10 protein-coding genes are annotated in these 12,446 nt (G+C 70.3%); 5 read left to right on the forward strand and 5 right to left on the reverse strand.

The features are described 5' to 3' along the window. Positions 1-254: 254 nt before the first annotated feature. The 3 genes from ACWGIF_RS22800 to ACWGIF_RS22810 are packed head-to-tail and all read right to left on the reverse strand — an operon-like array spanning position 255 to position 2,345. On the reverse strand, positions 255-848 hold the full coding sequence (locus ACWGIF_RS22800) for a TetR family transcriptional regulator (protein WP_453500143.1): 594 nt from the start codon (positions 846-848) through the stop codon (positions 255-257). Positions 849-869: 21 nt separating this feature from the next. Continuing rightward, complete coding sequence (locus tag ACWGIF_RS22805) at positions 870-1,934, reverse strand: aldo/keto reductase (RefSeq protein WP_453500145.1); 1,065 nt, start codon at positions 1,932-1,934, stop codon at positions 870-872. Positions 1,935-1,988: 54 nt separating this feature from the next. After that, positions 1,989-2,345: a DoxX family protein gene (locus ACWGIF_RS22810; RefSeq protein WP_453500147.1), complete on the reverse strand. Its 357-nt coding sequence runs from the start codon at positions 2,343-2,345 to the stop codon at positions 1,989-1,991. Between the two features lie 79 nt (positions 2,346-2,424). On the opposite strand from ACWGIF_RS22810, the gene ACWGIF_RS22815 reads away from it, so the two are divergent. Further along, a complete protein-coding gene (locus ACWGIF_RS22815; RefSeq protein WP_453500149.1) occupies positions 2,425-2,880 on the forward strand; it encodes a MarR family winged helix-turn-helix transcriptional regulator in 456 nt (151 codons plus the stop codon). A gap of 206 nt (positions 2,881-3,086) precedes the next feature. On the opposite strand, the gene ACWGIF_RS22820 is transcribed toward ACWGIF_RS22815, so the two are convergent. Beyond that, on the reverse strand, positions 3,087-4,535 hold the full coding sequence (locus tag ACWGIF_RS22820; protein WP_453500151.1) for an MFS transporter: 1,449 nt from the start codon (positions 4,533-4,535) through the stop codon (positions 3,087-3,089). A 34-nt stretch (positions 4,536-4,569) separates the two neighbouring features. On the opposite strand from ACWGIF_RS22820, the gene dusB reads away from it, so the two are divergent. The 3 genes from dusB to ACWGIF_RS22835 all read left to right on the forward strand — a co-directional run bounded on the left by dusB (position 4,570) and on the right by ACWGIF_RS22835 (position 10,188). Continuing rightward, positions 4,570-5,730 carry a tRNA dihydrouridine synthase DusB gene (dusB, locus tag ACWGIF_RS22825; RefSeq protein ID WP_453500153.1) on the forward strand — a complete coding sequence of 387 codons (1,161 nt, stop codon included), beginning with the start codon at positions 4,570-4,572 and terminating at the stop codon, positions 5,728-5,730. Positions 5,731-6,094: 364 nt separating this feature from the next. Further along, positions 6,095-8,803, forward strand: coding sequence for a pyruvate, phosphate dikinase (ppdK, locus tag ACWGIF_RS22830; protein ID WP_453500155.1), 2,709 nt, complete (start codon positions 6,095-6,097; stop codon positions 8,801-8,803). Between the two features lie 386 nt (positions 8,804-9,189). Beyond that, positions 9,190-10,188 (forward strand): helix-turn-helix domain-containing protein, encoded by a 999-nt coding sequence (locus ACWGIF_RS22835; protein WP_453500157.1) that lies wholly within the window; start codon positions 9,190-9,192, stop codon positions 10,186-10,188. A 244-nt stretch (positions 10,189-10,432) separates the two neighbouring features. Here ACWGIF_RS22835 and ACWGIF_RS22840 read toward each other — a convergent pair whose 3' ends face one another. Then, positions 10,433-11,593, reverse strand: coding sequence for an alkaline phosphatase PhoX (locus tag ACWGIF_RS22840; protein ID WP_453500159.1), 1,161 nt, complete (start codon positions 11,591-11,593; stop codon positions 10,433-10,435). A gap of 425 nt (positions 11,594-12,018) precedes the next feature. Between ACWGIF_RS22840 and ACWGIF_RS22845 the strand changes: the two genes are divergently transcribed. Continuing rightward, entirely contained in the window at positions 12,019-12,426 is a 408-nt protein-coding gene (locus ACWGIF_RS22845; protein WP_453500161.1) for a VOC family protein, read from the forward strand. The last annotated feature ends 20 nt before the right edge of the window (positions 12,427-12,446 follow it).

Genomic DNA, 12,446 nt, shown 5'->3' on the forward strand with positions numbered 1-12,446 from the left:
CCCGGCCCCCCCCCCACACCACCCGCCCCCGCCCCGTGCGCGTCTTTTGGGCCCCCCCTCCTAAAGCGGGGGGGCCGGTGGGGGTCCCGGGCCCCGGGGCCCCCGGTCTTCTCGCGAGGGCCGACGGGCGCGGTGGTGGCAGCCTTGCGTGGCGGAGCAGCCCGAACAGCCCGGTCACCGGGCTTCTTGATCAATGGAGCCCGTGCCGCGTGGTCGCCGACGACCGAGACGTGCCGGTCGGTGAGGGCCGCGCCTCAGGCGCGCAGGCCCCGGACGATCAGAGAAGTGACCGCCTCGAACTCCGTGAAGATGGTCGGCGAGAGCCATTCGGCCGCGTACTGCGGGTCGTGGAAGCGGCCGGTCGCGTCGAAGACCGCGCGGGCGGCGGCCGGGACGTCGTCGGCGGCGAGTGAGCCGGCCGCGACGCCCTCGGAGATGATCCGGGCCAGCTGGTCGATCAGCTCGGTCAGATGCGCGTCCACCACGTCGCTGCTCTCGGCGAGCAGCACGGTGTAGGTGGCGAACAGTTCGGGATCCTCGCCCGCCTTGTGGCGCTTGGCCTCGAAGAGGGCCTCCAGCCACGCCTCCAGCTTGGAGGGGGCGCTCTCCGCCGGGGCGGAGGTGATCTTCTCGAGCAGGACGACGCTCTTGGCGAGCCAGCGGTCCGTGACGGCCTCGCGCAGGGCCGCCTTCGACGGGAAGTGCCGGTACACGCTGCCGTGGCTGACGCCCAGGGCGCGGGCCACGTCCACCACGGTCGCCTTGGTGGGGCCGAAGCGGCGCAGCACCTCCTCGGTGGTCTCGAGGATGCGCTCGGGAGTCAGGGGCTCGGCAGCAGGGGATGGCATGGGTACGACCGTACCGCCAGCTCAGTGCTCGCTGTCGAGGTGGGCCATCTGCGCGGCCGGGTAACGCTCTCCGGCCGCGGCGCCCGCGGGCACGGCCTCCTCGATGGCCGCCAGGTCGGCGGCGCTGAGGGTGACGTCCATGGCACCCAGTGCCTCGAAGAGCCGGTCCCGGCGTCGGGCGCCCACCAGCGGCACGATGTCCACGTGTCGCCGGGAGCCCTGCGCGAGCACCCAGGCGATGGCGGTCTGGGCGACGCTCACGCCCTTGTCGTCGGCGACCTTGCGCAGCGCGTCGACCAGGTCGAGGTTCCGCCCGAGGTTGTCGCCCTGGAAGCGGGGGCTGATGCCGCGGAAGTCGCCCGGGGCCAGCGCGCGGTCGCGGGTGAAGTGGCCGCTGATCAGGCCGCGGGACAGCACTCCGTACGCCGTGACGCCGATGCCGAGCTCGCGGGCGGTCGGCAGGATCTCGTCCTCGATGCCGCGGGATATCAGCGAATACTCGATCTGGAGGTCGGCGATCGGGGCGACGGCCGCGGCCCGTCGCAGGGTGTCCGCGCCGACCTCGGAGAGGCCTATGTGGCGCACGTGCCCGGCCTCGACCGCCTCGGCTATGGCCCCGACGGTCTCCTCGATCGGCACGTCCGGGTCCATGCGGGCGATCCGGTAGATGTCGATGTGGTCCCGGCCGAGCCGCTGGAGGGAGTAGGCCAGGAAGTTCCTGACGGCCTCGGGCCGCCCGTCATAGCCGGTGAAGCCGCCCTCCACCGTGCGCAGGGCGCCGAACTTGACGCTGGTCAGCGCCTGCTCGCGGGCCGCGGCGGGTGCGGTGCGCAGGGCTTCGCTGATCAGCAGTTCGTTGTGGCCCATGCCGTAGAAGTCGCCGGTGTCGAGCAGCGTGTGCACACCCTCGGGGGCGGCGTCCAGGTAGGCGTGGATCGTCGCGATGGACTCGGCGCGGTCGGCCTCTCCGTAGAGGGCGGACATCCCCATGCAGCCCAGCCCCAGCGGGAAGACGGAGGGGCCGGTGCTGCCGAGGGTGCGGCGGGTGTCGGTCGCGGGTGTGCGGATGCTCTCGTTCGTCGTCATGGAACGAGAATGACATGACGGATGACAGATTTCAATATCTGTCATCCGTCCGTGTCAGGAGAGGATCCGCAGGACCAGGGCCGCCGCCGCGACCAGGGTGAGAACGGCCGCCGGCGCGAGCTCGTAGTCCTTGACCCGGAGGTGGCTGATGACGGCGCCGACGAAGTAGAGGGTCACGCCGGCGGCGGCCGCGACACCGAGCGGAGTCACCCAGAGGCCTGCGATCAGGCCGATCGCGCCGGCGGCCTTGAGGCCGGCCAGGCGCGGCAGCCAGGAGTCCGGGACCCGGACCTTCTGCATGCTCGCGACGATCTGGTCGTTGCGCTGGAGGGTGAAGGTGGCGGAGGCGGTGAGGACGAGGGCGAGCAGGCCGCCGACCACGGTGTAGGCCATGAACATGAAGAACCCCAACGGTCGATAATGTAAAACCATTGAATAGCATCAACGATATGCCCGGCGCAATCATTTCTCGATTGCTACGATGTGGACCATGACGGCAGATCAGGACGGTTCGCACCCGCCGCAGCGGCTGGGCCTGCTGCTGGCCTGGCACGGATCGGTCACCCAGACCCGGATGAAGAGGGCGCTCAGCGCGGCCGGGCTCACGCCGCGCCACGCGATGACGCTGATGCACCTGGAGGGCGGCCCGATCAGCCAGCGGGCGCTCGCCGAGCGGCTGGAGGTGGACCCGAGCGTCCTCGTCGGGATCCTGAACGACCTGGAGGGCGAAGGTCTGGCCGAACGCCGCCGGGACCAGGCCGACCGCCGCCGCCACAACGTGGCCATCACCGACGCCGGGGAAGCCGCCCTCGGCAAGACGAACGCCGCCCTCGACGACGTCGAGAGCGGCATCTTCGCGGGGCTGTCGGACCACGAGCGCGACCTCCTGCGCGGCCTCCTCGACCGGGTCAACACCTCGGCGGAGGACTTCAGCTGCGACGAGTAGGAGGCACGCGTGGCGGACGGTCGCATAGCCCACGACTGCGGGGCCCCCGGTCGCGTCGCCCGTCCCTGAGAGCCTTCGACCCCGTACCCCGAGACCGCGTAGGTCACGACCCCGCACCCCAAGACCGCGTAGCCCACGACCCGTAGCGCACGACCGCGTGGCCCATCCGTGCACGGCCCACGCACGCGGAGCCGACGACCACACGGTCAGGCGCGCGGGGACCCCGCCGCCGCGGACGGGCTGACCGGCTCCTCCAGGGTGCGGGCCGTGCGCTCCGCCGTCGCACGGGCCCAGCTGCCGCTCGTCGCCGCGCCCACGATCAGGACGAGCGCGCCGCAGACCGTGATGATCCACCAGGCGGGCTGAGCCGCCGAGGAGAAGTCGCCGCCGCCCGCCAGGCCGGCCGCGAGGACGGAGCCGATGACCGCGACGCCCAGCGTGCCGCCGGTCTGCCGGCTGGTGGAGGCGATGGCCGCCGCGACACCCGCCTGGGACCGCGGCATCCCGGACACCGCCGTATTGGTGATCGGCGCGTTCACCATGCCGAAGCCGAGCCCGAACAGCACGTACCCCGTGAACAGGAGCGGGGCGGACGTCTCGGCCTCGAACAGGGCGAACAGCAGCCCGCTGCCCGCCATCGCGACGCCCGCGATCAGCAGGCAGATCCTGGGCCCCCGGCTGCCCACCAGCCGCCCCGCCAGCGGCGCGAACAGGACGGTCAGCGCCGCCATCGGCAGCATGTAGAGCCCGGCGTTCAGGGCGCTGAGCCCCATCACGTCCTGGAGGTACAGCGTGTTCAGGAAGAGGAAGCCGGCCAGGCCGGCGAAGGCGCTGATCGCGATCACGGTCGCCCCGCTGAAGGGCGCGCTCCGGAAGAACCGCAGATCGATCAGCGGGTCCCCGCGCCGGGGCTCGTAGACCAGCAGTCCCACGAGCGAGCCGACGGCCACCACGGCGCAGCCCATGATCAGCGGCGAGTGCCAGCCGGCGGTCGGCGCCTCGATGATCCCGTACGTGAGACTGCCGAGCAGGCCCATGACCAGCAGCTGCCCCACCGGGTCCGGGCGGCGCGGCCGGGCCGCCCGGGACTCGGGGATGTGGCGCAGGGTCAGCACGAGCGCCGCCAGGCCGATCGGCAGGTTGATCAGGAAGATCGAGCGCCAGCCCACGGTGTCCACGAGGACGCCGCCGATCAGGGGGCCCGCGGCCATGGAGACACCGCCGACCGCGCCCCACACGCCGATCGCCCGGGCCCGTTCGGCGGGATCGGTGAAAGTGTTCGTGATGATCGACATCGCCACCGGGTTGAGCATCGCGCCGCCGACGGCCTGGACCATCCGGAAGACGATGAGCCACTCCAGGCTGGGGGCGAGCGAGCACAGCAGGGAGCCGGCGGTGAAGGCCACCAGACCCGCCACGAACACCTTGCGGCGGCCGATCCGGTCGGCCGTGGAGCCCGCGAGCATCAGCAGCGAGGCCAGGACGAGGGTGTACGCGTCGATGGTCCACTGCAGCCCCGCGACCGACGCGTCGAGATCCCGGCGCATCGAGGGCAGCGCGACGTTGAGCACGGTGTTGTCGAGGCTGACGATCAGCAGGCTCATGCAGCAGATCGCCAGGACGAGCATGCGCTGCCGGTGACTCGGCTCGATCATGCCGCCGATGCTACGTCCGCCCCACCCCCTCGGCATGCGGGACAATGGGCGGATGACCACGCTCCCCCCGCCTCTCGCGATCGGCCCGCACACCGTGCAGCCCCCGGTGGTGCTCGCACCCATGGCCGGTATCACCAATGCCCCGTTCCGTACCCTGTGCCGCGAGTTCTCGGGCGGCAAGGGGCTGTTCGTGAGCGAGATGATCACGACGCGCGCCCTGGTCGAGCGCAACGAGAAGACCATGCAGCTGATCCACTTCGACGAGACGGAGAAGCCTCGCTCGATTCAGCTGTACGGGGTCGACCCGGCGACGGTCGGCAAGGCGGTCCGCATGATCGTCGAAGAGGACCGCGCCGACCACATCGACCTCAACTTCGGCTGCCCGGTCCCCAAGGTCACCCGCAAGGGCGGCGGATCGGCCCTCCCGTACAAGCGCAACCTGCTGCGCGCGATCCTGCGCGAGGCCGTCGGCGGCGCGGGGGACCTGCCGGTCACCATGAAGATGCGCAAGGGCATCAACGACGACCACCTCACCTATCTCGACGCCGGCCGGATCGCCGTCGAGGAGGGGGTCACCGCCATAGCCCTGCACGGCCGCACCACCGCCCAGCACTACGGCGGCACCGCCGACTGGGACGCCATCGCGCGGCTCAAGGAGCACGTGCCGGAGATCCCGGTGCTCGGCAACGGCGACATCTGGTGTGCGGAGGACGCGCTGCGCATGGTCCGGGAGACCGGCTGCGACGGCGTGGTCGTGGGGCGCGGCTGCCTGGGGCGGCCGTGGCTGTTCAACGACCTGGTGGCGGCCTTCGAGGGGCGGCCCCAGGACTTCCACAAGCCCGCGCTGCGCGAGGTCGCGGCCACCATGCTCCGCCATGCACAGCTGCTGGGGGAGTGGATCGGCGACGAGGCGCGCGGGGTGATCGACTTCCGTAAGCACGTGGCCTGGTACCTCAAGGGCTTCTCGGTCGGGTCGCAGATGCGGGGGAAGCTCGCGGTCACCTCTTCGCTCGCCGAGCTGGACGCTCATCTGAGCGAGCTGGATCTGGATCAGGGATGGCCCGACAGCGCCGACGGCCCGCGCGGCCGGACGTCCGGAAACAACCGGGTTGTCCTGCCGGACGGCTGGTTGAAGGACCCGTACGACTGCGCCGGCGTGAGCGAGGACGCAGAACTGGACACCTCCGGAGGCTGACAAATCGCCCTCCGTCGTGCGTGATATACGCCACGCATGGGAAGGGTTTCGCTCAGATGAGCACTGAAGTCACGGGTAAGACTTTCAAAGGGTGGCACTGGGTGCCACCCTTTGTGCGTTCAATACTTGAACGCAAATAGATCGATGATCGCTCATCCGAGCTTGGTCAGGCCTCAAAACGGGCCTCTCGCTTCGGGATGTGAATGCTGATCAGGCTTTCTGATGACCCATGAGTTACTTTCGATCTGCTGGCGCACGGGTGGTTACAGCCGCATGACGACCAAGTGGACGTACCCAGAAGCCTTCGATCTGGGTATGTTCCTGGCCGTCAGGGCAGCCACCGAGCCTCGAGGAGTCGAGACCCGTGTCGGAAAACAAAGATCAGAAGTTCGTCTACGACTTCACCGAGGGCAACCGCGACCTCAAGGACCTTCTCGGCGGCAAGGGAGCCAACCTCGCCGAGATGACCAACCTGGGTCTGCCGGTCCCTCCCGGCTTCACCATCACCACCGAGGCCTGCAAGGTCTACCTCGAGAGCGGCACGGCCCCGGCCGAGCTGCGCGACGAGGTCAGCGCCCACCTTGCCGCCCTCGAGGCGAAGATGGGCAAGAAGCTCGGACAGTCGGACGACCCGCTGCTGGTCTCCGTTCGCTCCGGTGCCAAGTTCTCGATGCCCGGCATGATGGACACCGTCCTGAACATCGGTCTCTCCGACGAGTCGGTGACCGGCCTTGCCTCCCAGGCCGGTGACGAGCGCTTCGCGTGGGACTCGTACCGCCGCCTCATCCAGATGTTCGGCAAGACCGTCCTCGGCGTCGAGGGCGAGCTCTTCGAGGACGCCCTCGACGAGGCCAAGGCCGCCAAGAAGGTCACCGTCGACACCGACCTCGACGCCGCCGACCTGAAGAAGCTGGTCAAGGTCTTCAAGAAGATCGTGGCCAAGGAAGCCGGCCGCGAGTTCCCGCAGGACGCCCGCGAGCAGATGGACCTCGCCGTCGAGGCCGTCTTCAACTCGTGGAACACCGACCGCGCCAAGCTCTACCGCCGTCAGGAGCGCATCCCGAGCGACCTGGGCACCGCGGTCAACATCTGCTCCATGGTCTTCGGCAACCTGGGCCCCGACTCCGGCACCGGCGTCGCCTTCACCCGCGACCCCGCCAGCGGCCACGCGGGCGTCTACGGCGACTACCTGCAGAACGCCCAGGGCGAGGACGTCGTCGCGGGCATCCGCAACACCGTGCCGCTCGCGGACCTGGAGGCCATCGACAAGGCCTCGTACGACCAGCTCATGACGATCATGACGACGCTGGAGAACCACTACAAGGATCTCTGCGACATCGAGTTCACCATCGAGCGCGGCCAGCTGTGGATGCTCCAGACCCGCGTCGGCAAGCGCACCGCCGGCGCCGCCTTCCGCATCGCCACCCAGCTCGTCGACCAGGGCCTCATCGACGAGGCGGAGGCCCTGCAGCGCGTCACCGGCCACCAGCTCGCGCAGCTGATGTTCCCGCGCTTCGACGAGAGCGCGAAGACCGAGCTGCTCGGCCGCGGCATCGCCGCCTCCCCGGGTGCGGCGGTGGGCAAGGCCGTCTTCGACTCCTACACGGCCGTCAAGTGGTCCCGCTCCGGCGAGAAGGTCATCCTGATCCGCCGCGAGACCAACCCCGACGACCTGGACGGCATGATCGCCTCCGAGGGCATCCTGACCTCGCGCGGCGGCAAGACCTCGCACGCGGCCGTCGTCGCCCGCGGCATGGGCAAGACCTGTGTCTGCGGCGCCGAGGAGCTCGACGTCGACACCAAGCGCCGCCGTATGACGGTCGGCGAAACGGTCATCGAAGAGGGCGACGTCGTCTCCATCGACGGCTCCACCGGCAAGGTCTACCTCGGTGAGGTACCCGTCGTACCCTCCCCGGTCGTCGAGTACTTCGAGGGCCGCATGCACGCCGGCGCCGACGACGCCGACGAGCTCGTCGCCGCCGTGCACCGGATCATGGCCTACGCGGACCGCGTCCGCCGCCTGCGCGTGCGCGCCAACGCCGACAACGCCGAGGACGCGCTGCGCGCCCGCCGCTTCGGCGCCCAGGGCATCGGCCTGTGCCGCACCGAGCACATGTTCCTCGGCGAGCGCCGTGAACTGGTGGAGCGACTGATCCTCGCCGACACCGACGGCGAGCGCGACGAGGCACTCAGTGCCCTCCTGCCGCTGCAGAAGAAGGACTTCGTCGAGCTGTTCGAGGCGATGGACGGCCTGCCCGTCACCGTGCGCCTGCTCGACCCGCCGCTGCACGAGTTCCTGCCCGACATCACCGAGCTGTCGGTGCGCGTCGCCCTCGCCGAGTCCCGCAAGGACGCGAACGAGAACGACCTGCGCCTGCTCCAGGCCGTGCACAAGCTGCACGAGCAGAACCCGATGCTGGGTCTGCGCGGCGTGCGCCTCGGCCTGGTCATCCCCGGCCTGTTCAAGATGCAGGTCCGGGCGATCGCCGAGGCGGCGGCCGAGCGCAAGAACGCCAAGGGCGACCCGCGCGCCGAGATCATGGTCCCGCTCGTGGGCACCGTCCAGGAGCTGGAGATCGTCCGCGACGAGGCCGACCAGGTCATCGCCGAGGTCGAGGCGGCCACCGGCACGAACCTCAAGCTGACCATCGGCACGATGATCGAGCTGCCGCGCGCCGCCCTGACCGCCGACCAGATCGCCGAGGCCGCGCAGTTCTTCTCCTTCGGCACGAACGACCTGACCCAGACGGTGTGGGGCTTCTCCCGCGACGACGTCGAGGCCAGCTTCTTCACCGCGTACCTGGAGAAGGGCATCTTCGGGGTCTCGCCCTTCGAGACCATCGACAAGGACGGCGTCGGCGCCCTCGTCCGCAGCGCCGTCCAGGCCGGCCGGGCCACCCGCCCCGACCTCAAGCTCGGCGTCTGCGGTGAGCACGGCGGCGACCCCGAGTCCGTCCACTTCTTCCACGAGGTCGGCCTCGACTACGTCTCCTGCTCGCCCTTCCGGATTCCGGTGGCGCGCCTGGAGGCCGGTCGCGCGGCCGCCGAGGCGAAGGGCAGTGACAGCCGCTGACCCCCCGGCCCCACCAGGGGCCCCATAGACCGCGCCTGCCCCCGGGTTCCCTGACTGCCCGGTGGCGGGCGCGCCTATTTTGCGCGTTCAACAAATCTTTACGCCAGCAGGCGGTGGACGGATCCCCACCCGTCCACCGCCGCTGTCATTCTGCCGGGCACGTCGGCGCTTCCCGGTGCGACCGACCGCCAGGCCCCGCAAAGCCCCCCACGGCCTTCGCGGAGCGTTTCGGTCGCATCGGAGTGTGCCCGGCGGAGTACAGGATTTCGGTTGTCACGCCTCTGCCGAAAGGGGTTTCAACTGTGGCCGAAAGGGCGTGGTGACCACGTGTGACGGCGTGCATACTCATGAGGCGGGGGGATTGCGGTTGCACAGGTGGGGGTTCGGTGCTGCGTATCCATTTCACTGGAGTGGACCTGGCACGCGTACGGATGGCAGGGCGTCCCGATGCGTTGTGGGAAACGATTCTCAGCTTTCACCGCTTAAGAGACCGGCGCGACGCCCGGTTGTTCGGTGAATGGCGGACGGAAACCCGGAGCAGGTTGAATAGTGAAACACGCACGCTCGGTATGCTCATACCGAGCCGTGGTTATTTCCCTGATTTCCTGACCCCTGTGGAGGGGCAGTACGGGTGGGACGTGGGCCTCGACGCGCTGCGCGGGATCCGTCCCGACCGCATGCGGCACGAGCTGCAGCTGCTGGGCGCCGGTGCGCCGATGACGCCGCGGCTCCGGGAGTTCATGGACGACGGTGCCAAGCACCTGCCGAGGCTGCTGGGCGAGCTGCGCGCGTACCACCGGGCGGCCGTCGAGCCGTACTGGACGCACATCCAGGCCCAGATCGAGGCCGAGCGGGCCGCGCGCGGCCGGGCCCTGCTGGACGGGGGCGCGGACGAGCTGCTGGCCTCGCTGCCGCCGATGCTGCGCTGGCGGGCCCCGGTACTGGAGTGCGACTACCCCGTGGACCGGGACGTACGGCTGCGGGGGCGCGGGCTGCTCCTCCAGCCGTCCTTCTTCTGCCGGCGCACCGCGGTGACCCTGCACGACCCGGAGCTGCCGCCGGTGCTGGTCTATCCGGCCGCCGCGCAGCTCGCCTCGGCGCCTGCGGGGGGTGAAGGGGCGCGGCCCGTGGAGGAGCAGCGCCAGCGCACCCTCGGCAAGCTCGTCGGGCACACCCGGTCGGTCGTGCTGCGGGCCATAGGGGACGGGGCGACCACCAGTGAGCTGGCCCGCCGGGCCGGGGTCTCGCTGGCCTCCGCGAGTCAGCACGCGTGCGTGATGAGGGAGGCGGGGCTGGTCACCACGCTGCGCCGGGGGAACGCGGTGCTGCACACCGTGACTCCGCTGGGGGCCGCGCTGCTCAAGGGTGGTGCGGTGGCCTCGTGACCGGGGTGCACCCCGGCGGGGTTGTCCCTGCCGGGGTGCGGTCGGTGGTGCGGTGCCGCGCCGTTGCGGGGGCGCCGCCCCCGGGCCCCCGCGCCTCAAGCGCCGGCGGGGCTGAAATCGGGGCGCTGCCCGGGCCTCCTGCGCCTCAAGCGCCGCCGGGGCTGGGGGAGCGCCTCAAGCGCCGGCCGGAGGTGAGGGGGCGACTCGGACGCAGCCGGGGCCGGAAGGGCCGGCGGGCCGGATCTCAGGTGCGGAAGGGGCCCGTCACCTCGTAGGTGATGCCGCCGGAGGAGCTGCCGGTCGTGCCGCGCTGGCTGGAGAAGTAGAGGCGGTTGCCGGCGGGGGAGAAGGCCGGGCCGCAGATCTCCGAGGAGGACTGGCCGGTGATCCGCAGGAAGGGCGCCACCACGTCGTCCGGGGTGATCACGCAGATCTCCATGTTGCCGCCGTCCTCGGCGACGTAGAGGTCGCCGTACGAGGAGCCGGTGACGTTGTCGACGCCGGTCAGCGGGGCCGCGCCGCCGGGCACCAGGGAGTCGTCGTAGGCCAGCTCGTACGTGTTGTTCGTGAGGTTGAGCTGCCAGACCCGGTTGTCGCCCTTGGTGGTGAACCACACCGTGTTGTTGGCGTAGTGGCAGCCCTCGCCGCCGTTGAACTTCTTGGAGCCGGAGACCTGGGTGCGGGTCGTCGTCGGCGAGCCGTCCGGGTCCGGGACGTTCTGCCAGGTGAAGGAGCCGGAGGTGGCCGTTCCGGCGACGAGGACCTGGAGGGTGCCCGAGGAGAGGTTCCCCCAGGTGGTCGGGATGAAGCGGTAGAAGCAGCCGCTCGTCTCGTCCTCCGTCATGTAGACGACCTGGCGGACCGGGTCCGCGGCGGCCGCCTCGTGCTTGAAGCGGCCCATCGCCGGGCGCTGCACCGCCGCGTTCACGCCGTACGGGTCGGTCTCGTAGACGTAGCCGAGGCTGACCTCCTCGCAGGACAGCCAGGTGTTCCACGGGGTCTTGCCGCCCGCGCAGTTCTGCCGGGTGTTGGAGAGGATCCGGTAGGCGCCGGTGACGGTGCCGGAGGAGTTGAACTTCACCGCGCTCGCGCCTCCGGAGGGGTTGATCTCCGAGTTGGACACGTAGATCCAGCCCGAGCCGTCGACGAAACACGCTCCGCCGTCGGGGGCGTTGTGCCAGGTGTACGAGGTACCGCTCACGGTCTGGCCCGAGCGCGCGATCACCCGGCTGGTGAAGCCGCTGGGCAGCATGAGGCCGTTGGCGTCCGCCGCGCCGAGCGCCCCGTAGGGTCCGGCACCGGGCTGGGCGGGCGCCGCGTAGGCGGCCCCGTGCATCAACGTGCCGCCGAAGGCGGCGGCCGACGAACCGATCACTGCGCCGCGCAGGAAGGTACGACGTTCCACGGTCACTCCTGTGGGAGGAAGGCCCCGCTGCCGGCCGGCCGCGAGGTCGCATGCGTCGAGGAACCTAGGGGGCGCCAGTTGACGTGGCGCCAACTCCTCATTACGCACGAGCGACCGCTCGACGTTCAATCCTCCAGCAGAGACTTCAGGGCGTCGAGGCGCTCCCTCCAGAAGGCCTTGTGTTGCACGCGTCGGCCCGGCAACGCGCGGATGGCAGCGGCCTGCCGGTCGCCCGTCGCAGGTCTGTCTGCCGATCTCGCGCTCCCGCGACGGCGCTGGTACTGCGTTCAGCGGCCTGACCTGCGGTTTCGCGGGGCACGCAGAAAACTCGAAAAAACTTCGCCGGGAGCGATGAGTTTCCCGGGCCCCCGCGGTCTACCTCTCGAAAGCACCGAGCACCACACGAGAGAAGAAGAGGAACCTCGATGTCCGCCACCATGATCTTCGTCAACCTGCCCGTCAAGGACCTGGACGCCAGCAAGGCCTTCTGGGGCAAGCTGGGCTACTCCTTCAACGCCCGGTTCAGCGACGAGAACTGCGCCTCGATGGTCATCAGCGACACCATCGTCGCGATGCTCCTGACCGAGGCCCGCTACAAGGACTTCACCCACAAGGAGATCGCGGACGCGACGAAGACCTCCGAGGTGCTGCTCTGCCTGAGCGCCGCCAGCCGCACCGCCGTCGACGAGCTGGTGGACGGGGCGCTGGCGGCCGGGGCCACCGAACCCCGCCCGGCCCAGGACCACGGCTTCATGTACGGCCGCGCCTTCGACGACCTCGACGGTCACACCTGGGAGATCATGTGGATGGACCCGGCCGCGGTCCAGGGCTGACCGCCCCGCACCGCACCGTG

Source organism: Streptomyces sp. NPDC054849, assembly GCF_053610945.1.

Bases quoted from the DNA above. Each gene is read 5' to 3' on its own strand.
- ACWGIF_RS22800 (WP_453500143.1), bottom strand. From the start codon at position 848: ATGCCATCCCCTGCTGCCGAGCCCCTGACTCCCGAGCGCATCCTCGAG.
- ACWGIF_RS22805 (WP_453500145.1), bottom strand. From the start codon at position 1,934: ATGACGACGAACGAGAGCATCCGCACACCCGCGACCGACACCCGCCGC.
- ACWGIF_RS22815 (WP_453500149.1), top strand. From the start codon at position 2,425: ATGACGGCAGATCAGGACGGTTCGCACCCGCCGCAGCGGCTGGGCCTG.
- ACWGIF_RS22820 (WP_453500151.1), bottom strand. From the start codon at position 4,535: ATGATCGAGCCGAGTCACCGGCAGCGCATGCTCGTCCTGGCGATCTGC.
- dusB (WP_453500153.1), top strand. From the start codon at position 4,570: ATGCGGGACAATGGGCGGATGACCACGCTCCCCCCGCCTCTCGCGATC.
- ACWGIF_RS22845 (WP_453500161.1), top strand. From the start codon at position 12,019: ATGTCCGCCACCATGATCTTCGTCAACCTGCCCGTCAAGGACCTGGAC.